The organism is Affinibrenneria salicis (genome assembly GCF_008710095.1).
On the sequence record NZ_VYKJ01000016.1, the window covers coordinates 72,989 to 93,650 of the forward strand.

Consider the following 20,662-nt stretch of genomic DNA (forward strand, 5'->3'; position numbering starts at 1 on the left):
AAGCTAATGGTATGACATCAATTGCTAATTCGATATAAAACAATGGATTCCATGTGATGATAACCAGCGGTGCTCCGGCAGATAAAGCGTCATTTGGATTGGACTCTGCAAACGTTTTGTAGGGGATGAACTAATGGGGTTGAACCGGGGCTCCCTGTCTCTTCGTTCTTTCGCCGGGCAACGGGTTGCTATTCGATAGCCATTTCGGTCAGGATCCATTGGATAACGGAGTTATGTCGCGGTTTCCAGCCTAGTTCCTCGCGGGCGCGCACCGATCTGACCCTGCTGTTGGAACCTAATGAGTAGCGGGCCCGGGTTTGACCCCATACCTGTGCAGCCTGTTCAATCGACCAGCTTTCCGGCCCTTGGACGCCGAGACGTTTCGCCAGCGTCGTCCCTAATTCAGCAAAGGATGATTCTCCATTCTCGACAAAATAGAATGCGCCTGATGACGCATTTTTCAACGCCAGCCGGTAAAGTTCGCAAAGATCATCTATATGGACGTTCGACCAGATATTCACGCCTTTTCCAACGATGCGCATTACGCCGCTCTCCCTAGCCTGATTAATGAGCAGCGGGATCTGTACGCTGCGGGTGCCTGGGAGCTTTCCCTCCCCATAGATGAGGCTGTTGCACAGAACTATGCCGCGTATTCCCTGTGCTGCCAGTATTTTTTCATCAATCGCCCTGCGTGCCTGTTTTTCCGGCGTTATCAGCAGCGCGCTGTTCTCATCAAAGCTGGTGTCGTTGACTTTATTGCCATCACTCATATCGGCGATAACGCTGGTTCCGCTGGTATGGATGAGCGGCTTGCCGCTGCTGCGAAGCGCTGTCAATAAGGTTTCCACGGTATTCCGGTCATCGCTGTTGGCGGCATTGATGACGGCATCGGCCTGCTGTGCCTCGCGGGTGAGCAACTCCCTGTCGTTCAGGTCGCCGAGAATGGGTTCGATCCCTCTGGCCGTCAGCAGTCCGGCCTTATCTGGATTACGGACCAGCCCTCGGATGCGGTGTCCGGCGCTGCGTAAATATACTGACAGCGAGCCGCCAATGTATCCTGTTGAACCGGTGATGAAAATCTTCATTTCGGGCCTCCTTTTCATCGGTAATTATATAACGCCGCATGGGTCAGAACCGTTGTTCACGGTTGAACAACGGCCTGATATAGACACAAGAAGGGATAGGATATAAACAATCCTCAGCCTGATTTTTTCAGCGTCTCGGAAAACAATTCACCGGAAATGGCCCAGTTCTCGGTCTTCACGTCGTTAAAAATAACGTATACATACCGCGGATCGACATTGGCATGTTCGGCAATGGCGTCGGTGACGGCTTTGGCTATCGCAGGTTTGGCCTCATCGCGGCCTTCGAACATCTGGATGTTAACTACGGGCATTATTTGATCCTCTTTCAGCGTTGGAACGATTCTGGTTTGTCAGGTCATCCTGATGGCTCTTTTATCCTAGTGCTAACTTTCAAGTTGATAAAGGTGCGAAAAGAACACGCAGAGTAGATGTAAATTCTACAATCAGCCGAAAGCATTCGCTGCGGAAAGGCTGACCAACTCATCAATGATAAATCTTACGCCAGGTAAAAGGTGGCGCGAACGGGGCCAGATGACGTTCAGTTCCGTGGCCGAAGGCGTTAGCTCCGGCAGCAGCGTAACCAGCTTGCCTGCTTCAATATCAGGCCGTAGTAAGGATTCAGGGAATTGCACGATACCGGCCCCCGCCACGCAGGCTTCAATCATGGCGTCGCCGTCGCTGATCTGGTGAAAAGGCGATGGATTGAACTTTACATCCTGCCCATCGGTGCCTTTAATCAGCCAGCTCAGCGGCTTACCGCCGCGCCAGGCCATAATGCAGCGCTGTTGTTTCAACTCGTCAAGGGAACTCGGTATGCCGTACTGCGCCAGATACGTGGGAGAGGCGCACAGAATCAGGCGTTGCTCATTCAGTCGCCGCGCGATCAGGTCCGTACTGTTTTTCAAAGGGCCGAAGCGGATCGCCAGATCGAAACCCATATCCAACGGATCGATAACCCTGTCATTAAAGGTAAGCGTGAGTTTCAGATGAGGATAACGCCGGCACATATCCAGCAGGACAGGCAGCATGACGGAACGGCCAAATGCGGCGGGCATATCAATCCGCACCAGACCCGACGGTTCCGTGAGCTTTGAACGCAAGGCTATTTCCGCCGACTGTAGTATATCAAGCGCGCTCTGGCAACTGGCCAGATAAGCCTCTCCTTCCGTAGTCAGGCTGATTTTACGCGTGGTGCGGTGAAAGAGTGGCGTTCCCAGACTGTGCTCAAGGCGGCTGATGCTTTTACCTATGGCTGATTTTGTAATGCCAAGCTGTTCCGCAGCTTCAGTGAAGCTTTGTGCGTTGGCGGCGGCGACGAAATGGACGATGCCACGGAAAGATTCGGTCGAGACAGGGATAGACATTTTACCTATACGCCTTTTTATTTGCAGTTCAGCGGATATTTTATTCTAGCGAAAACGGCATACCGCGGGCAGTGACAAATGAAGTCGTCCCCCTCGCCGACACGGGGCTGCATTGGGATGTCTCGCTGGCGTAAATCCCTAATCAGCTCATGAGTCCACCGTCTCTTGCCCGAAATGTTCTGTTGCGAAGGCCAGAAAACGGCGCAGTTTGGGGGTTAGTCTTCTATCCGGCGCATACATCAAATGAAAAGGGCGGGGGGGGATTGTATAATTGGGCAATACGGCATTGAGTCTGCCCGCCTCAATATGCGGAATAACCAGTTCGGAAGGCTGCATAACCACGCCAAAACCGGCCAGCGCCGCGCTGATTAAGGCTTCGCCGCTGTCCAGCAGCAGGCGGCCGCTCACGGGGATAGATATGCTTCCCTCGCGGCCTTCAAAAGTCCACGTCGTTCGCAATGACGTATGCGTGAAAATCAGACATTCATGGTGCAGCAAATCTTCCGGAACATGCAAGGGGGAGGCCGAAGCAAGATAGGAAGGGGAAGCGCAGATCATAAGGGTATAGGGCGCCAGCTTTCTCGCCATTAATCCGCTGTCCGCCAGTTCCCCTACGCGAAAAACGGCATCGTATCCTTCATCAATCAGATCGACATATCGGTTAGTCAGCGTCAGTTCGATGGTGATTTCGGGGTACTGATTGATAAAAAGTGGCAGTTTTTGTGTTAGAGCATTGATGCCGAACGTTACTGGCGCATTAATTTTAAGACGACCTCGGGGGATTATTCGGGCTTCTTCCGCGAAGGATTCGGCGGCTTCGACTTCAGCAAGAATGATTTTTGCCCGCTCGTAAAAGTGGTGGCCTGCTTCTGTCAGGCTGTGCTGACGAGTGGTTCTGTTCAGTAGACGAACACCTAAATGCTGTTCAAGTACTGAAACATGCTTTCCTACAAGCTGTGGCGACATTGTCAGTGCATTGGCCGCTGCCGTAAAAGAGCCGAGTTCAACTGCCTTAACATAAACAGTCATACTGGTAAGACGGTCCATTGGAAACAACCTGTTTTTACTTGTGAAGAATAACACTACTTTATATTGATAATGAGAGTCGACCCTAAAGAGGCATTTGCAATGCATTACACGCAAACTGTTTAAATCAGGTTCATTGCGCCCTTGTGCTGGTAGCTAACGAGGCAAATGTAATGGTATCCCATCCGGTGGAATGGGCGTCAGCGCGTAGCAGCGGCATAGCCGATGCTATGCATCGGGTTGTAATATGGCTGGGGGGATCTTGAAAACGAGATTATGTCTGCGTGGTTGACCTGCCAGATGTTGTCTCGGTCGCGGAAACGATGGGGGAACGGGTGCAAGACGATAACAGCGAATATTTGTGTAATGTGCATTGACGGAGCTTTTACTCACTGCTCAATGAGCATGAAGCCGTGCGAATGGTTAACTGACTATGTCCGTTTCGTCCAAGCCACTGCCACACTGATTTATCCTTCCTGTCGTCATCGTTGACTTTGTCGCACACTCTGTGCATAGCTGGCGTAGTTCGCTATGGTAGAGTGACTCTCTGGTATAAAGTTATACAGACATGATGATTTCCGCGGGGCAAAATGATAAAAATGAAGTGGTCAACTAAAACTGGACCGTTGTGCGGATTCAGAAACTCCTGGATAGAAATTGCTTCCCCCATCCGCTGGGTGCAGCGTTCTGAGGGCCTGATTTTGTTGTGGAATAATTCTAGAACAGTGGTGGTGTCGAGCAAATGAACCGTGAACGGAATATTCTGACACCACGCGCCTTTGCTGAAGTAGGGAGTACTTCCGGTGATCGTCTCGCACCCGGTACGAAACTTGTTCTGGGGATCTTGGTGGTCTCGACGTTCGTGGTCGTGCTTAACGAGACTATCATGAATGTGGCTTTGGCAACTCTCATTGTCGACCTCGGTATCTCTGCAGCGACAGCACAGTGGCTTACGACTGCATACCTGCTCACTATGGCGATCGTGATCCCTGTCTCAGGCTTCCTTCTCCAGCGTTTCACCGTTCGCCAATTGTTCATCACGGCCATGTCGCTATTCACAATTGGCACCTTAGTTGCGGCCTTGTCCTCAGGTTTCGCCATGCTCCTGAGCGGACGTATCGTGCAGGCGGCGGGCGCTGCTGTTATGATGCCCTTGCTCATGACAGCAGTAATGCACTCCGTGCCAGCACGACGACGGGGTTCTATCATGGGCACTATATCGATCGTAACCGCAGCAGCGCCCGCGCTCGGACCTGCAGTGTCTGGTGCGGTGCTAAGCGTATTGGACTGGCCATTCCTGTTCTGGACAGTATTGCCGATTGCTATGACGACGCTCCTCATTGGCATCTTCCGCTTGCGCAATGTAACCCAGACGCGCCGCGTTCGTATCGATGTGCTCTCGGTTATTCTTTCCGTTTTTGCGTTTGGCGGCATCTTGTTCGGGCTCGTTAGCATCGGTGAGTCCGCGAACGACGTGACGCACATTAATCCGCTGGTCCCCCTTATCGTTGGCGCTGCCTTCCTGCTTGTATTCATCATTCGGCAACGATATCTCGCTCATCATGACCTTGCGCTGTTGGATTTGCGCACGTTCCGGACGCCTCAGTTCTCGTGGGCGATCATTGTCACCGGTCTGGTGGCGATGACTTTGTTCGGCACGCTCACTGTTCTCCCTCTCTATCTGCAGAGCGTGCTGGGGATCGGCCCATTTGCCACCGGCCTGCTGCTGCTGCCTGGTGGGGTGCTTCTCGCGGTACTCTCACCGCTCGTCGGGAGTCTGTACGATCGGGGCGGTATTGGTCCTCTTATCATGTCCGGGGCAGTTCTACTGGCGTTATCACAGTTCGCTTTCGTGCTGGCGCTTGCTCAGTACGATTCCTCACTTTCGGCGATGATTATGTTCACTGTGATGCACATCGCTTTGGCCTTTCTCTTTACTCCTCTGATGACTGTGGCCCTCAGTTCGCTCCCCGCCGTGCTTTACTCGCATGGCAGCGCGACCTTTTCAACCGTGCAACAACTGGCTGGCGCAGCTGGCACGGCGACGCTTGTCACGCTCATGACCGTCGGCTCCACCCGCGCTGGTGGGGAAAGCAACATTGCCGCCGGCGTGCGCGACGCCTATATTGGGGCATCCGTCATCGCTGTCATCGCTGTCATCTCTGCGGCGGTACTTGTATTGCTCGTCCGGCGACGTCGTTCTCGCAACTAGCATGGGACGAAATGCAATCCTCGCAGAGGACTTCACACTCTCGAGTCTTGTCATCATCCCTCAACTGAGTCGCGCCGGCTGGCAGGTATGCGAAGTCACCTCGGCCCATGTCGCCGCCACCTCGCCCGATGTCAAGGATGTATGCCAAACGGACCTTAAGCAGACCAGTTGGCCTCCGCCGGACAAGGAGGGCTATACATGGCAGAAGCTCAGGCCCGTTCCCGTCGTCACTGTCGGCGGCATGGTGGAGAGGAGGTGACGAACTTAGCTTTGTAGTCAATGCTTGCGTTTTTAGGGAGGCTCGGAATTTACCTGCAGATATGCCTGCTGGGTGGTGCTACTGAGGGCATCTTTGTGCGTCGGAGATACCAGCGCTGTCGGGTGGGGGAACGTCTGACTATTAAGCCGTGCCGACTTATCGGCATGGTTTATTTATGGATACTGTCGGCGTGGTCGTTACCTGCAGGGGGACTGTAAAAATCAGCAATCAACAAGTAAGTAGCATCTCTAACACGCTCACCACCTTCATCTGTTTTCAGGTCGCCGGATGTTTTTTCCCTTCTGCTTGCCGCCACCTACGAGCTGGCTACTGGCGCAACAGAGGGTGATCGTTCGCCCCAACAAGCAGGCTAGGGTATGTCCCTTAACCTCCCTGCATACCAAAAAGTGATGTAGTAATCATTCCCGGAATGTGATTTTTGGTTGAATACTGAGCATTTTTAGGGCGATTTTTATCGCTTAAAGGTGTTTTTTGCAAAGTCATAACAATGCTGATCTGTACAAAAAACAGTTACGGGACACACCCTAGTTCCCACGTAGGCGAATACGCCATTCACATGTTGCCCATACCTGCGAGGGGAAAGGCCAAAAACACCATCTTGATGCTTATCGCCATCGCAATAATTTTGCATTAAAACACTGTAAGCAAGGGCCGCTTGGAAAATGGTAAATATCTCACGCTAAGACTGTTTTTCAAACGTTAGCGCGGATATTCCCCCTGCAAGCGGCCCGGAACGCAGGTTAACGCAAGCTCCCCGGCAGGGAGGGATGTTACCCCACGATATCGGGAGGCTTATAGTCTTTTGTCTGGTAATCAATCATAAAGCCAGCGGCCCTCCTTGGCGGATTCGATCAACATACCAACGGTTAGAGGTTTTGGTGGTGCCTTTGGTGTAAATGCCTCAAATAACCCCTTCTCATTCGGAAAATAATCAGTGAAACTTATGTCTTGCGTACTGATACCAAAACTTTCAACGTATTCTGTAAGTAGAGCTATAGCATCCTCACTGGCAAGCTTCACGTTCCGCTTTAGATCAGTATCGGGAGTGATTACAAGGAATCTCTTTGCAAAAAAGATGTGACCATCATACTTTTTAATCAGTTCAATTACACGTCGCTCAATGCTCATAATGATGGCTATCCTCTTCATGCATAATAAGGTTGTGATGGGAGACTGCTTCATTATCTTTTGCACCAAAATGGTCGGAAATCTTATCAACAAGCATCCAGAATAAAACGCCCCTTGACTAGAGCCCACCGATTCCCCGTAAATTTACGTGCCGTTTAGTTCTTTTGTTGTATCCATACATGCTTACTCTAAAGTTAAGGTTATCTAATCATAACTCCGTCATATCAGACCCAGAATATAAATTGTCGGCTACCCTACTTTTTCAAGCGCGCAGTCTACGTTTCTGGGCTTCCCGCTTTACCTGTGGATAAAAAACAATCAAACATGTATCTATTACCAACAATAGGAGTAGGGTAATCAGGCAAGAGTGATTTTCTCTTCTTCACCTGTATGTTTTTTTGCCTACTTTTTCTGTGGGCATTTTTTTCTTTTGAAATCATGATGTGATAATATTTCCATGATATTTAAATGTAAATCCAGCCGCCATTAGCTCAACGTGGCAAGAGCATTGCTTCGTGACAGGAAGTAAGAGCCGGGGTTCGAGACCTCGATGGCGGTCCAAATTGATTATCGTAAAATTGACATTCACTCAGTTTTTTTGGGGGGCTACACCACAGAAATTTTCAAGATTGAGCTCGCTACCAAGATCGTTTTCCACTGGCGAAACATGGGGTGAAAAATTTAAAAAACGATAGATTTCAAATAAATTCCAAACTGAAAAATACCAATTTATAGTAAGGTTGCCTTTCATCGAGCAGAGAGGTTCACCAGTCAATGCTATTTACGACAATATTAATAACCGTGGTGGTAATCATTCTGTTTATCGACACTATACACACATATTCAAATCGAAAGGATGCTGTAAAATCCGCTTTCAAGTTTTGGTTCTTTGCCATTGGTGTGGCTGTTTCTTCAGGGATTTTCGCTGATGCTCTATATGACTGGCTAGCCTGTAGATAAGTCAGCATGGTTCACGGGACCATGTCACACGCAATAATCCCAGTCTTTTGTTACTTGCGTATGGTGAAGAATTGTTTCACCTCAAGAGGTGGTAACGCATAACGCCACAACATTTGAACAATCGATTCTAACGTCTCATCAATGTAACATTGAGAGGTCAATCGCCAAGTCTGTTCTTCTAATCTGTCTGCGATAGCTGATAACTAATCCTCAAAAGATTTCCCATCGGATGAAACGCGATCGACTCGATAAGATTCATCCGGTAACTATAAATCAGGCACGGCCCACGTCGGGAAGGGGAGAGCAGGATATTTCACTCAGACTTAGCCTTCCGTTCGATCGTTTCAATCCCACTCATCGCATTTTCCAAACCCGGTGTACACTGGTGTGCAGTCGGACGTTACGGTACTGCCGTTGCTGGCTCCAGCAATACATATCAATCCGCTGAGAGCGGCCGAACGCTGTCGACGGGGGGATAACGTCGGGCATTTAAACGATCAACGCCTGGCAATGTTATCCATTGCCAGGCGTGGGATTTTGTCAGGTCTGCTTGAGCACAACATAAACAGATACGTTAGACAGGCAAAGAAACCCGCCGTAGGAATTAAATCAGAGCTGGCTCGATCATAATAGGATCGTATTTAGCTACATGGTGTTTGTGAACCGGCGTTTCCAGGATCACCTTCGCCCGATGGTCCAGCCCATTTGACGACAGTTTGTCATGCCGCGCCAGCACCACTTCCAATGCGGTGACGAAATGTTCGTAATAGCGCCAGTCGTCTTGGGTAAAACCGGGATTGGCGGCTTCCCACTGTTTTATCGTTTCCGTCAGGGCTTCCTGAAACTCCGACCACGCGAACTCGCCGGCCTCGCAGGCCGCGACGGCGACGGCGAAGGCGCGCAGCTCCCAGGGTTTATTGAAGGGGGCCTGTCCCTCGCGATGATTCAACGCCGTGGCCAGTTCGCTGTTATCCGTGCTGATGATAGGGGTCATGAGACGCCTCCGATATGGTTAGACGGCGGTGGCCGGACCCGTCCCGATCAGGGAGTCGCGGGTCACCAGAGCCGCCAGTTGCTCTTCGGTCATGCCTTCGGTATTCGCCGGACGCAAGGGCAGAACCCAGTAGCGGATCTCCGAGTTGGAATCCCACACCCGTATTTCCGTCGAAGGAGGAAGTTCGAAGTGGAAATCCTCGCTCAGCACTTTACGCGGCTCCCGCACGATCCTTGAGCGGTAGGGCATGGACTTATACCAGTTCGGCGGCATGCCGAGCACAGGCCAGGGGTAGCAGGAGCAGAGGGTACAGACGATCACATGGTGTACGCTATCGGTGCACTCAAGCGCAATCATGTGCTCGCCCTGCAGTCCGCCAACATCGAGCTCCTGACAGGCTTTGGTCGCATCAGCCAGCAGACGCTGTTTGAAGGCGGGATCGGTCCAGGCTTTCGCCACCACCTTCGCGCCAAGATGAGGGCCGATCTCATTTTCATAAAGATCGGCGAATTTATTCACCCCGTCCTCGGACATCAGGCCTTTTTCAATCAGGATGGATTCAATCGCCTTGACCCGGGCGGCGATCTCTTCCTCCGTTTTCTGGGTGTGGGCCAGACTCACTCGTGTCATAACGTCAACTCCTTATTTAGCCAAAGTGATGTAGGGTTCCCAGGCATCGGTACAGACGACGCCGTTCGGCTCAGCCGCCTCTTCGCCATACAGCTCCGCGTTGGTAAAACGCAGGGTATAGAGGTGTTCTGAAGTTTCAGGCAGTCCGTTACCCGTGGTGTCCGGATAGACGTGCGCCCCGTGATACATGATGATTTCACCGGTTCGCCCACGGACATAGCCCGCCCGGCGAGTATGGTGTTTCGGCACGCTGGCATCGACCGTCACGCGATCGCCTACCTTGAATTTGGGTTGGGAATCCAGCTGGCGCGAGGTTGAAAAACCATTGCGGACGGCCCATTCAGCGAAGTTGACCAGCTCCGGGTCTTTGTTGGGCGGCAGCGGCACCTGAGGGTAATGAAGGTAATATTCGGTACGCTTTTCAAGTTCTTCCTGGGTCCAGTAACCTTTCTTCTCGCCGATCTGCTCGGTCGCTTCTACCCAATGTTCATAATAGAAGGCCGTGAGGTAATGGAGAGGATGCAGTTTTTCAAGATGGCAGCGGAACTCGTCAAGCCCGAACATGCCGGCGCGCGCCGCGAAAGGAAACATCGCATAGGCGGCTTTTTCCCATTCGGCATGGTAAGCCGGTTCCCATTGGGTCGGGCCGACGGGGCCCATCCCGTCCATCCCGCCAACGTCATGTATTCCGTTCATATAACCCCCTTATCGCATCGGGATTCGGATTTGACTGGCGACCACCCCGAAAATGGCCATCCAGCGGCGGGATAATCCCGCCAAAACGTGTCGAAAGTCGTCTACCCTCAGGCAAGCTCAGGCCAGTCGGAAAACGGCCACAAAGGACCATAAAGAACAAGATAGGGCGTTAACCTTCCGCATGCTTTGCTGTGCCGGTCACGGGATGGGCTGACAGAGACAAGTTCGCCGCGCGGCGCAAGCCAACGCCCTGTGTCTCCGTCAGACGCCGTGGTTACGCCCGTCGGTCCGTCATAGCGCAGGCGCCCTGAATCGCAGCAGGGCGGCGCCGTCGAACGGATCGACCAGATAGTGGGCATGAACGCCGAATGTGCTGAGCAGCAGTTGCGGCGTCAGAACTTCGCGCGGTGGCCCCAGCGCGATCAGCCGTCCCCGATCCAGCACCGCCAAACGATCGCACAGCAGGGCATGGTTGAGATCGTGCAGGGCCACCAGCGTGGTGACCGGTAAGTGGCGTACCAGCGCCAGAATGGCCAGTTGATGCTGAATATCCAGATGATTGCCCGGCTCATCCAGCAGCAAAATTTGTGGACGTTGGGCCAGCGCCTTGGCCAGATGCACCCGCTGGCGCTCGCCTCCCGACAGGCTGTGCCAGCGCCGGGCGCTAAGGTGGGCGGCGCCGACATCATGCAGCGCCTGGCGCACGATGGCCTCCTCTTGCGCGGACCAAGGGCTCAGCGCCGACAACCATGGCGTGCGGCCCAGCGCAACGACGTCAAAGACGCTGATGACGTCCTCGGTGTCAGCCTGTTGTTCGACCATGGCAATCTGGCGGGCGCGGCTCCAGCGTGGCCAATCCCGCAGGTCTTTGTCTCCGAGCTGGACGGTTCCGCTGTCAGGTTTTCGCAAACCGCTCAGCAGCTTGAGCAAGGTGGATTTACCCGAACCGTTGGGGCCGACGATGCCGAACGTTTCTTCATGGCGTACCGCCAGCGCGATATCCTGCAACAACACATTGCCACCTTGTTGGTAACTCAGATTGGCGCAGCTGAGCACAACCGGTTGAGGTGGCGAGGGGACGGCGGTCATCGCATTCTCCTTCTATCGAGCAAGATCAGGGCAAATACCGGCGCGCCGACCAGTGCGGTGATCACCCCGACGGGGATCACCTGTCCGACTATCAGCGTGCGGGAAAGGATGTCGGCCGCGATCAGAAACAGTGCGCCGCTTAGTGCGCTTAATGGCAACAGATGGGCATGCCGGGTGCCGGACAGCAGACGAACGGCGTGGGGAATGACGAGCCCGACGAAACCGATGGAGCCGACGATCGACACCATAATGGCGGTCACCAGCGCTGCGCTGCTGATCAACAGCAGCTGTATCCGCCGGACGGGGATGCCTAGCCCCGCGGCCGAATCAACGCCGAAGGTGAATGCATCCAACGCCCTGCGATGCCACAAACAAACGATTAGCCCCAGCAAGGATATCGGGACCGCCAGCCAGACCGAAGACCAGCGAACGCCGCTGAGGCTGCCCAGCATCCAGAACATAATGCCGCGCGCCTGTTCAGAGTTGGCCGACTTGGTGATTAAAAATGCGGTCAGCGCATTGAACAGTTGCGAGCCGGCGATACCCGCCAGAATGATTTGCGTCGCCGGGGCCGAGGCGCCGCCGGCCCGGGCCAGCAGAGTGACGAGCGCAAAGGCGGTGATGGCGCCCACAAAGGCCCCGCCGGAGAGGGTGAGCACGCCGGCGCCCAATCCGAATAATGCGACCAGCACCGCGCCGGTCGACGCGCCGGCGGAGATGCCGAGCAGATAGGGGTCGGCCAGCGGATTGCGCAGGAGCGATTGCAGTATCACGCCGCAGGTCGCCAGGCCCGCGCCGCAGGCCCCGGCGACCAGGGCGCGGGGCAGGCGGTAATTCCAGATAATCCCTTCGTCGATGGGATCCAGTATGTAGCCCGCCGACCCCAGTTTATTGACTATCGCCTGTACGACGACGGTGAGCTTTATCGATGTTTCGCCGATGGCGACGCCCAGTAATATCGCGGCGATAAGCGCCAGGCAGGCGATAAGACTGACCATCCATTTTCTGGTCATTTGGGCAAATCCGCGTTTTTGGCGATGGCGGAAGCGATCGTTTCCAGGCCGCCGAACATTCTCAGGCTGGCATGCATCGCTTCGGCGTCCAGGATAATGATGCGGTTATTCTTGACCGCCGCCATGTTGCGAGTGACCGGATCGTGTTGCAGAAACGCCAGTTTTTTCTGGTGGTCATCGGCCGGGAAACGACGGCGATCCATCCGGGCAATGATGATAAACGTCGGGTTGGCCTTGGCGATGGTTTCCCAGCCGACAGCCGGCCACTCTTCGTCAGACTCGACGATGTTGTGTACGCCCAGCGTGTTGAGCATGAAGTCAGGCACGCCTTTGCGGCCCGCGACAAACGGATCGCTCTTGAGATCGCTGCTGGAAAACCAGAAAAGCGCGCTGGTGTGGGAGAGATCCTGCCGCTGCGTCATGGCTCTGGCTTTGGCCAGTCTGGCCTGCAGCTCGTCATTCAGTTGTTGACCGCGCGGCTGCACATCGAAAATCGCCGCCAATTGGCTGATGCTTTTATACAGACTCTCAATGCGGAAGGTTTCCTGGCGCGTGCCGTCGGCGCCTATCAAATTATTTTTACCTTCGCAATCGGCGGGCATCACGTAGGTGGGAATATTTAACTCGTCAAATTGCTGACGGCTGCCCACCACGCCTTGCGGGCCAACCATCATTTCAAACTGTGAGACCACCAACTGCGGCCGTTTGCTTATGACGGTCTCAAATCCCGGCGCGTTATCGGCCAGCCGCTCAACCTTGGCGTTCTGCGCCTGGTATTGCGGCAGCACGTTGTTAAACCACAGCGACGTTCCCACTAATTTGTCGCCCAGTCCCAGGGCATACAACATCTCGCTTCCCGTCTGGCCAATGGTCACCACTTTTGTGGGCGCGCGCTGAAAGGTCAGCGTGCTGCCGCAGTTCTGCAACGTCAGCGGAAACTGGGTGGCTGTGGCCTGTGCGCCGCACGACGCCATCGCGCAGGCCAGCAGCAGCGACCGCCGGTAGCGGCCCCGCACGGGATGCCGGCGGCGGGTGAAATGGGGGAAGGAGAAGGGCAATGCATGGAAAAGCGAAGAAAATTTATGCGGCATGATATCTCCATAGCGTCAGTGCTTGTGTGTAACCCGCGGCAGGTGCAGTAGGGATCCGGGCATACGCATTTGCTACCCGGCCGTGCGAAAGGCGCCGCGCGGTCGGGTCGCTGAATTCGGCGTGGCATGGATGGCAGAATCAACCCCGTCGTCCATGCTACCGCGTTTTAGAACTTGCGCCAGTCTCCCGCCGCTTCAAACGCCGACGCTGCCTGGTAAAGCGTACCTTCGCCATAGTGACGACCAATCAGCATGAGCCCCACCGGCAAACCATCGACCAGCCCACAGGGAACAGAGAAGGCCGGATGACCGGTAATGTCCTGTGCCGCGGTATTGCCGAGCATTTCAAATGCCCGCGATATGTATTGAGTAACGGAACAGTCTTTCTCAGGCAGAGGTTGCGCGGTGATAGGAACGGTCGGCATCACCAACACATTATAGTTTGCCAGCTCGCGGTCATAACCCGCACGGGCTCTGCGTGCGATGTTCTGTGCCTTGGCATAGTAGCGGCCGTTGTAGCGCTCCAGTCCGTACTGTCCGACGAACATACAGATTTTGAGCGAAGCGGACAGCGCTTCGGCCTGGGAACGCCATTGCGCCTGTTTATCCAGCAGCGCCACGTCATACTGACCTTTCCAGTTAAACCCCATGCCGTTCCCGTGCATCATCTGCATGGTCAGCCCTTCGCAGCCGATCGGCGTCCAGAGCGCGCCCGCCAGTGTATGTTCAGGGAGCGATATTTCGTCGACCGTGGCACCCAGACGTTCAAAACGAGCAATGGCTTCTCGGACTTTGTCCGCGACGCGCGGATCCTGATTGGCGAGCTGGAACCCTTCGGTCACAATACCGATCTTCAGGCCGTCCACGCCGCGGTTCAGAAACTCGGTATAGGATTGCACCGCGGGCGCATACTGACGCGGATCCAACCCGTCGGCGCCGGCGATCGCTTCCAGCATCAATGCGTTATCGCGGACATTGGCGGTAATCGGGCCGGCATGATCCACTGTGGCCTCGATCGGCATAATACCGGTATAAGGCACCAAACCATGGGTGGGTTTCATGCCATAAGTGCCGCAGAATGCCGACGGGATGCGAATGGAACCGCCCTGATCGCACCCTATGGCCATGTCGACCTCACCCGAGGCCACCAGCGCGGCGCTGCCGGAGGAGGAGCCGCCGGCGGCGTAGCCGTGACGGTTGGGGTTGTGCACCGGCGCCGGATGGGAAGTATGGCTGCCGCCGGAAAGACAAAAGTGCTCGCAGGTGGCTTTACCGCTGATCGTGGCGCCGGCATCCAGAAGACGGGTGACGACGGTGGCGTCATAAGAAGGCACGAACCCCTCAAGCGTGGTGGAGCCATTCATCATCGGTACGCCGGCCAGGGAAACGTTATCCTTGAGCGCGACGGTGCGGCCAGCCAGCTTGCCGGCGCCGGCGCCTTTCACTTCGGTTTTGTAGTACCAGGCATTCAGCGGGTTTTCTGCACCCTCGGGGCGATAACCGGCCTCGCGCGGGTAACGCGTCTCGGGGATATCATCAGGCAATTCGTCAACCAGGTCATAGGCGTCGAAATTGGCTTGCATCAGCGCCAGGTATTCACTCGCCAGTTCCGGCGTCAGTTGGATGTGCAGGCGGTCGGCGATCTCTTGCAGTTGTTCGGGCGTGGGGCGTTCAATAGCCATGTTATTTCCTTCATGAATGCGGCGCTTCATCAATAGTTCGACGAATCCGCCCTAGGGGTAGATTGAAAAAGGGGTGATCAGTTCTCAGATTGCGCATCGCGCATCATCCCGGTTTGTGCATGACAGTTGATGTATTCGAACATTTGGTGGCGCGCATCGGAGACGGAAACTTCGTGATAGAGCCGTAGTTTTTGCAGTCCGGTGACGACGCGGAAAAATGTGGTGAATATGCGCAGGTGGGTAGGGTGGGATTCCGCCCATCGCTCCAGCTTGTCGAGCGAGCGCCAGTAGCCGATATCGTAGGCGATATCCAGCAGATTGCCGTCCAGATCGATGTTGCGCACGAAACGGTTGCTGTAGCAGCCCAGCGCCTGACCCTCGTCGCGAAGAAAATCCATGCCGTCCTGCAGGGGGGGCAGCATCTGCTTAAAGTACAGCTCGCGTTCTTCTTCTCCGGCGTCGACCCAGTCCTGTCCGGAACGGATCAGCGCGATATTGTCATGGCCCTGCACCACAACGCGGCCGCCTTTGGCGGGATCGCCGGACAGGAGGCGCAACTCGCTCGAAGGTTGCAGCCAGTCGGTTTGCGAGAGCGGGATACGATCGCGCACCGAGCCCCAATAGCCGTGCTCCTGCACTTCGTCGCTGATGTTATCCATGATGGCGCCGACGCCTGGCAGATCTTCTTTGAATGCATACAGGGTTTCGAACTGGTCGGCGCGCGGGGCGATGATCTCGCGGAAATAGCCCAGCCCTTCGTTCAGCCGTGCGTCATCGGCCCACCAGTCGGCGATCGACGGCGAACGCAGCCAGCGGCAGTATGCCGCCGGATCGCGCCAGTAGCCGACGACGATGAAATTGCCATAGCCCTGAGCGTCGACATGGTAGGTCATATCGTGATTCCCCGGGCCGTCGTCGACGCTAAAACTTGAGACGATGTGGCGCATGGCCTTCAGGGCCGCATCACGCTGCTCTTCAAGGAACTGCACGCCGAGATAGGCCATGACCACCTGTGTGAGGCTTTCATCGGCACGGCCCGCGAACATGGGAAACGGCGGCTGATAGTCATCATGAACACGGCGGGACAGTGTCCGGGGGCATTTCAAATGTTTGTCGATTGCGGATTCCATAAGGGCTCCTGATTGATGTTCAATAGTCAGCTTACCGAAGAGAGCGGACAGGTATGACCGGTCGCCGCCGGCGCACGCGGCCGCTCCCCGACCTGGTTAATACTATGTAGGCAGACGATTCGGGATGCTTGTTTCACCGGGACATCTGTTTTGCTAAAAAGGACAACCGTACCCCGATTCGTTGTTCGGGAGGGCATTACCCTGGTGTAACGCGACTGTGTACGGTACTTGGAATTGAACGTTCCGGGTCCGTCGACCCGGTAGAGATTAAAACAGTTTCATAATACGCAGCGTGGTGCTGAAATCGGTCTGGAACCCGCCGTCTACGCTGATGTCGCGCTGAACCAGCCACTGCACCTGCAAATCGGGCCGCACAAATTTCGCCGTTTGCAAACGCACCTGCTGTGAGCGTGTGGCGGCGCCGTTCGCTGAACCGTCCAGATATTGGGTACCGCCCCAGTTTTTGGCGTAACCGACGGCGAAGGTCCAGGTTTTGTCCTGAGGAGGAATATAGGACAGCCATAATTGCGCCTGATAGCTGTTGTCCTGTGAAAGCGTGCCGTCACCCCGGCTGACGGCGTCGTCATTGTCGCCATACCAGGTGGTATCGAATGATGCCTGTGCGATAAAGTTATCGCCAAGCCGCTGGGTTCCGCCCACCTGAAAATCAAACTTCCAGCGGTTTTCGCCTATGTTCAGCGTCTCCCCGGCATCGTAATTGCCCATAGGGAGATAGAGATAAGGCACAATGGCGAAAGTGGTTCCGGAAGTTGAATTATTGATCAGCCAAAGGGGCGCGGTGAGGATCGGATCGCCCAGCCCTGATGTTGAACTCAGTTCCGTGCCGGCCAGCTTGCCATCATAGAGTCGTCCATAGGGTAATAATACTTGGGGCGCCAGGGTAAATCCGCCGACGTCCATATAATGGACATAACGGAAAATACCAATCATTGAATTCAGCCGAGTATCATCTTTAATATAATTGCCGCCGACGGGTTTATAAGTGTCGCGATGGGCATAGGTGAAATAGGAAAGAAAAGCGTCGGTGCCCACTGGTGCAGGAACTAAATCCAGCGAATCCAAATCCACCGCCTGGGCGGATTGAAAAAATAAGATTGCAGCCAAAGGAATAACATACCGTCGGCGCCAGCGAGTAGATCGCATCATCGCGCTGAGACCTCCTCTTTTCATCGTCTCAGGATCGCGGTTAGGATATTGCAAACGATTACCTTTGACTGATTTCATGATTAACCCCCACGTTTAAAACGAAATAATGACTGCGGCCTGTTAGTGATTTCAGACCATAAGATGTGGTTATTTCTTTCGTCTTGCCTGCCTGTAGATGAAGGCACCGACGCCATCAATGGCGGAGTAGAAAATTGATTCCGCTCCTGATTGACACTTTTAACCCGAGAGTGCTATTACCGCCATGGCTCAAATGGACAAGGGATGTACTCAAAAGGACAGTTTGCCCAGGGGGAAGAAATCCGGTGAAAAAGATCGTATATCTCGTTGAGTTTCGCGTAGGCGGAATAAAAAAAACGACAGCGCCTGTACAGGTCGCTGTCGCTCAGAGGCGGGGCGATAAGACTCAGGACTGGACGATTTCCTGTTTCAACAATGAACTTGGCGCATAACCGAATGCTTGGCGGAACGCCCGGCTGAAGTGGGAGAGATCCTTGAAACCGTACTCCATGGCTATCTGAGATACGCTGCGCGCGCGTTTATCCTGCAGCGCATGGCGACAGGCCAATAGCCGTTCTTGCCATACCATGGCCATGGGCGTTTTTTGCCGGGCGGAGAACGCCCGCACCACGGTGCGGGGGGATACGTAGTGCGCTTTCGCGATCATATCCAACGACAGAGCGTCATCCTGTAAATGGTCGCGGATATATTGCACGATTTTTTCATACAGGTTGTAATAGCGGTCGCTCGCGTTATCGTTATCCGCGACTTGCAGACTAAAGACCAACATGTCCAACATCATGTCGAAATACCTGATAGCCATGTCGTCATGGGTCATCAGAAGGGAATTTGAACTGGCTTGCAACAGCATCTCCCGCAGCGGCGTCATGCCTGGCCGGCTGGCATCCAGCGAGATGGCGGTGAATTTCTCTACGTTAGGGATGCGCCGCATTAACAACGGGCGGGGAATACGCAAGATATGCAGCGCTTGCGAGTCGATGTTGAAAGTGAATTCTTTGGCTGAATCATACAGTACCATACTGCCCGCTGGCAGTACGGCCTGCCGGCCACTTTGTTCGAACCAAGCCTGCCCCCGCTGCACCAGTCCAAGCCAAAGATCGTCATTGGGGCCGCTACGTAGCTCTTGTGCCCCCCGTTTCCAGTGATGTGCCGGTGCATTGAGCGTAGCAAGCGAAAGGGACTTGATTGCCCGGAATTGCATGTATGCCAGAAAGCCGCTCTTGGATACCGGCCGATTCGTTGCCTTGAGGCAATGACGACAAACGACCTCTGTCCAGTATTCAAAACGCTGCTTGTCAGCCATGTTCTCAGTTGAATACACGATGGACATATTCTGTCCTCCACAACACTTTTTGAGAAATGGTGTGTACACCGCTATCAGCGTACGCTTTCATATAGCATGGTATAAGCAAAAACTACGCCAATTATTCTGTTTCTGATGGGTAGATGTAATGTGTTAAAAAAACAATTAATTATGTAAGTTTGGTGTGTATGAATTCGGATTATGTGCGGATTGCCACAAATTTTATAATGTTTATTGTAGTGCAACTGCACTAAATTGCTGTGCAACGTTGGTAGCTATCGGCGGGAATTGACTAACATCCCGATAACTATTTCATAGTAACGGGTAGTGCAATAATAACGGTAGGTAAAAAATATTAATTTTGTATTTTATGTATGATTATATTTTGTTTTTTTGTATTTGTTGGGGGATTGTGCTGGTTTTTGACTGTCCGATAGTTTGGTATCCGACCGGTAGATAAGCAGATGAGAAGCTATCCTTGCTTGCAGAACATTTTCAAAATGACCTACAATATGGCCTACAGCGATTATGAATGGTAATGAGTTTTGTTACTTATCATATATATAGATGATAAGGTCGATTTCCGTCCGTTCCGCCACTAAATAAAAAGCCCTGAGCTGTTGCTCAGGGCTTTTTGCTTACTTATTTATTCCCTCCTGTGTTAATGTATTTTCTCTGCAGTCCGGTTTCGGTGCATAGAAAGTCAGCCATAATGTTCCTGTGAAAAAATCGTATCTGACCCAGGCCAGATCACCTGGCGCTATCTTCTTTATTGCCATGCTGAAACGGAATCGCGTGCAGGAAGCATGGTTTTACCAGGGAACCGGTGTCCATAGCACATTGTCTCCAGGGACATGTATGTCGCCGTGCTCCTCTGTGTTAAACATGGCGGTATACGGATCATTGATTCCGGGAAAAGAATTAAGTAGCGACAAACAGGCGAGAACGTGCGGAAAAAAACATATGCGATGAGATATGTCGCTGGTCAGCCAGCCGAACGTATCTTTCAGCCGACAACCATGGGGAATCAGACGGAACGGGTAATTGCGAATCCTCTGTTACCCGGCGCAGGCCCTCTGCGAATCATGGTCTGGAATATCTTTAAACAGCAGCGCATGAACTGGCTATCGGTATTGCGTGAGACGAGCAGAGATGCGCAATTAGTCCTGCTGCAGGAGGCGCAAAGTACGCCCGAACTCATTCGGTTCGCCACGGCCAACTATCTTGCTGCCGATCAAGTACCCGCGTTTGTTCTGCCGCATCACCCGTCCGGCGTGATGACGCTGTCCGCGGCTCAGCCCGTTTATTGTTGTCCGTTGCGGGAGCGTGAACCGCTGCTGCGTTTATCCAAATCTGCTCTGGTGACGGTCTATCCGCTACACGATCATCAGCTACTGATGGTGGTGAATATTCACGCAGTGAATTTTAGTTTTGGCGTGGATGTCTACAGCAAACAGCTTGATGCGATCGGTGAGCAAATCGATTATCACCGGGGGCCGGTGATGCTGGCCGGTGACTTCAATGCGTGGAGTCAGCCGAGAATTAATGCGCTGTATCGTTTTGTCGACAGGATGCAGTTGCAGGAAGTCAAATTCTCTGACGACCGCAGAAAAAGAGCTTTTGGCCGCCCGCTGGATTTTGTGTTTTATCGCGGGCTGGGCGTGTCCGATGCGCTGGTGCTGGATACGCGCGCTTCCGATCACAACCCGCTGCTGGTCGAGTTTCACTCCGGCGCGCTGTAGCGCTCTCCCTTGTCAGCGTTTTACGTATGTT

17 protein-coding genes and 1 tRNA gene are annotated in these 20,662 nt (G+C 53.7%); 3 read left to right on the forward strand and 15 right to left on the reverse strand.

Annotation, left to right across the window (positions count from 1 at the left end; genetic code table 11):
* Positions 1 to 188: 188 nt before the first annotated feature.
* The 4 genes from FJU30_RS23300 to FJU30_RS23315 form a co-directional block, all read right to left on the reverse strand.
* The gene (locus FJU30_RS23300; RefSeq protein WP_150437354.1) at positions 189 to 1,085 is read right to left on the reverse strand and encodes an NAD-dependent epimerase/dehydratase family protein; all 897 of its coding nucleotides are present in this window, start codon (positions 1,083 to 1,085) and stop codon (positions 189 to 191) included.
* Between the two features lie 113 nt (positions 1,086 to 1,198).
* Positions 1,199 to 1,396, reverse strand: coding sequence for a tautomerase family protein (locus FJU30_RS23305; RefSeq protein WP_150437355.1), 198 nt, complete (start codon positions 1,394 to 1,396; stop codon positions 1,199 to 1,201).
* Between the two features lie 132 nt (positions 1,397 to 1,528).
* Positions 1,529 to 2,449, reverse strand: a complete 921-nt coding sequence (locus FJU30_RS23310; protein ID WP_150437356.1) for a LysR family transcriptional regulator — start codon at positions 2,447 to 2,449, stop codon at positions 1,529 to 1,531.
* A gap of 147 nt (positions 2,450 to 2,596) precedes the next feature.
* Positions 2,597 to 3,496 (reverse strand): LysR family transcriptional regulator, encoded by a 900-nt coding sequence (locus FJU30_RS23315; RefSeq protein WP_150437357.1) that lies wholly within the window; start codon positions 3,494 to 3,496, stop codon positions 2,597 to 2,599.
* A 721-nt stretch (positions 3,497 to 4,217) separates the two neighbouring features.
* On the opposite strand from FJU30_RS23315, the gene FJU30_RS23320 reads away from it, so the two are divergent.
* Positions 4,218 to 5,687 (forward strand): DHA2 family efflux MFS transporter permease subunit, encoded by a 1,470-nt coding sequence (locus tag FJU30_RS23320; protein ID WP_150437358.1) that lies wholly within the window; start codon positions 4,218 to 4,220, stop codon positions 5,685 to 5,687.
* 1,093 nt (positions 5,688 to 6,780) lie between these two features.
* On the opposite strand, the gene FJU30_RS23325 is transcribed toward FJU30_RS23320, so the two are convergent.
* Positions 6,781 to 7,095 carry a DUF1493 family protein gene (locus tag FJU30_RS23325; RefSeq protein WP_172290888.1) on the reverse strand — a complete coding sequence of 105 codons (315 nt, stop codon included), beginning with the start codon at positions 7,093 to 7,095 and terminating at the stop codon, positions 6,781 to 6,783.
* A 480-nt stretch (positions 7,096 to 7,575) separates the two neighbouring features.
* Here FJU30_RS23325 and FJU30_RS23330 point away from each other — a divergent pair.
* A tRNA-His gene (locus FJU30_RS23330) sits at positions 7,576 to 7,656 on the forward strand.
* Between the two features lie 1,003 nt (positions 7,657 to 8,659).
* Here FJU30_RS23330 and FJU30_RS23335 read toward each other — a convergent pair.
* The 10 genes from FJU30_RS23335 to FJU30_RS23380 all read right to left on the reverse strand — a co-directional run bounded on the left by FJU30_RS23335 (position 8,660) and on the right by FJU30_RS23380 (position 18,916).
* Positions 8,660 to 9,049, reverse strand: coding sequence for a nitrile hydratase accessory protein (locus tag FJU30_RS23335; RefSeq protein WP_150437360.1), 390 nt, complete (start codon positions 9,047 to 9,049; stop codon positions 8,660 to 8,662).
* An 18-nt stretch (positions 9,050 to 9,067) separates the two neighbouring features.
* Positions 9,068 to 9,679 (reverse strand): nitrile hydratase subunit alpha, encoded by a 612-nt coding sequence (gene nthA / locus FJU30_RS23340; RefSeq protein ID WP_150437361.1) that lies wholly within the window; start codon positions 9,677 to 9,679, stop codon positions 9,068 to 9,070.
* A gap of 12 nt (positions 9,680 to 9,691) precedes the next feature.
* Positions 9,692 to 10,375, reverse strand: a complete 684-nt coding sequence (gene nthB / locus FJU30_RS23345; protein WP_085689560.1) for a nitrile hydratase subunit beta — start codon at positions 10,373 to 10,375, stop codon at positions 9,692 to 9,694.
* A gap of 291 nt (positions 10,376 to 10,666) precedes the next feature.
* Complete coding sequence (locus FJU30_RS23350; RefSeq protein ID WP_150437362.1) at positions 10,667 to 11,464, reverse strand: ABC transporter ATP-binding protein; 798 nt, start codon at positions 11,462 to 11,464, stop codon at positions 10,667 to 10,669.
* A complete protein-coding gene (locus FJU30_RS23355) occupies positions 11,461 to 12,477 on the reverse strand; it encodes a FecCD family ABC transporter permease (RefSeq protein WP_150437363.1) in 1,017 nt (338 codons plus the stop codon). Before FJU30_RS23355 ends, FJU30_RS23350 begins: the two co-directional genes overlap by 4 nt.
* Positions 12,474 to 13,568, reverse strand: coding sequence for an ABC transporter substrate-binding protein (locus FJU30_RS23360; protein WP_199378709.1), 1,095 nt, complete (start codon positions 13,566 to 13,568; stop codon positions 12,474 to 12,476). The genes FJU30_RS23355 and FJU30_RS23360 overlap by 4 nt, the downstream gene beginning before the upstream one ends.
* A gap of 167 nt (positions 13,569 to 13,735) precedes the next feature.
* Entirely contained in the window at positions 13,736 to 15,250 is a 1,515-nt protein-coding gene (locus tag FJU30_RS23365; protein ID WP_150437364.1) for an amidase, read from the reverse strand.
* Between the two features lie 77 nt (positions 15,251 to 15,327).
* Positions 15,328 to 16,380 (reverse strand): aliphatic aldoxime dehydratase, encoded by a 1,053-nt coding sequence (gene oxdA / locus FJU30_RS23370; protein ID WP_150437365.1) that lies wholly within the window; start codon positions 16,378 to 16,380, stop codon positions 15,328 to 15,330.
* Between the two features lie 267 nt (positions 16,381 to 16,647).
* Positions 16,648 to 17,625 (reverse strand): transporter, encoded by a 978-nt coding sequence (locus tag FJU30_RS23375; RefSeq protein ID WP_223881677.1) that lies wholly within the window; start codon positions 17,623 to 17,625, stop codon positions 16,648 to 16,650.
* 346 nt (positions 17,626 to 17,971) lie between these two features.
* Entirely contained in the window at positions 17,972 to 18,916 is a 945-nt protein-coding gene (locus FJU30_RS23380) for a helix-turn-helix domain-containing protein (RefSeq protein WP_150437366.1), read from the reverse strand.
* A 920-nt stretch (positions 18,917 to 19,836) separates the two neighbouring features.
* Here FJU30_RS23380 and FJU30_RS23385 point away from each other — a divergent pair.
* Positions 19,837 to 20,631, forward strand: coding sequence for an endonuclease/exonuclease/phosphatase family protein (locus FJU30_RS23385; protein ID WP_150437367.1), 795 nt, complete (start codon positions 19,837 to 19,839; stop codon positions 20,629 to 20,631).
* Positions 20,632 to 20,662: the final 31 nt, after the last annotated feature.

Bases quoted from the DNA above. Each gene is read 5' to 3' on its own strand.
- FJU30_RS23300 (WP_150437354.1), bottom strand. From the start codon at position 1,085: ATGAAGATTTTCATCACCGGTTCAACAGGATACATTGGCGGCTCGCTG.
- FJU30_RS23305 (WP_150437355.1), bottom strand. From the start codon at position 1,396: ATGCCCGTAGTTAACATCCAGATGTTCGAAGGCCGCGATGAGGCCAAA.
- FJU30_RS23310 (WP_150437356.1), bottom strand. From the start codon at position 2,449: ATGTCTATCCCTGTCTCGACCGAATCTTTCCGTGGCATCGTCCATTTC.
- FJU30_RS23315 (WP_150437357.1), bottom strand. From the start codon at position 3,496: ATGGACCGTCTTACCAGTATGACTGTTTATGTTAAGGCAGTTGAACTC.
- FJU30_RS23320 (WP_150437358.1), top strand. From the start codon at position 4,218: ATGAACCGTGAACGGAATATTCTGACACCACGCGCCTTTGCTGAAGTA.
- FJU30_RS23325 (WP_172290888.1), bottom strand. From the start codon at position 7,095: ATGAGCATTGAGCGACGTGTAATTGAACTGATTAAAAAGTATGATGGT.
- FJU30_RS23335 (WP_150437360.1), bottom strand. From the start codon at position 9,049: ATGACCCCTATCATCAGCACGGATAACAGCGAACTGGCCACGGCGTTG.
- nthA (WP_150437361.1), bottom strand. From the start codon at position 9,679: ATGACACGAGTGAGTCTGGCCCACACCCAGAAAACGGAGGAAGAGATC.
- nthB (WP_085689560.1), bottom strand. From the start codon at position 10,375: ATGAACGGAATACATGACGTTGGCGGGATGGACGGGATGGGCCCCGTC.
- FJU30_RS23350 (WP_150437362.1), bottom strand. From the start codon at position 11,464: ATGACCGCCGTCCCCTCGCCACCTCAACCGGTTGTGCTCAGCTGCGCC.
- FJU30_RS23355 (WP_150437363.1), bottom strand. From the start codon at position 12,477: ATGACCAGAAAATGGATGGTCAGTCTTATCGCCTGCCTGGCGCTTATC.
- FJU30_RS23360 (WP_199378709.1), bottom strand. From the start codon at position 13,568: ATGCCGCATAAATTTTCTTCGCTTTTCCATGCATTGCCCTTCTCCTTC.
- FJU30_RS23365 (WP_150437364.1), bottom strand. From the start codon at position 15,250: ATGGCTATTGAACGCCCCACGCCCGAACAACTGCAAGAGATCGCCGAC.
- oxdA (WP_150437365.1), bottom strand. From the start codon at position 16,380: ATGGAATCCGCAATCGACAAACATTTGAAATGCCCCCGGACACTGTCC.
- FJU30_RS23375 (WP_223881677.1), bottom strand. From the start codon at position 17,625: ATGAAATCAGTCAAAGGTAATCGTTTGCAATATCCTAACCGCGATCCT.
- FJU30_RS23380 (WP_150437366.1), bottom strand. From the start codon at position 18,916: ATGTCCATCGTGTATTCAACTGAGAACATGGCTGACAAGCAGCGTTTT.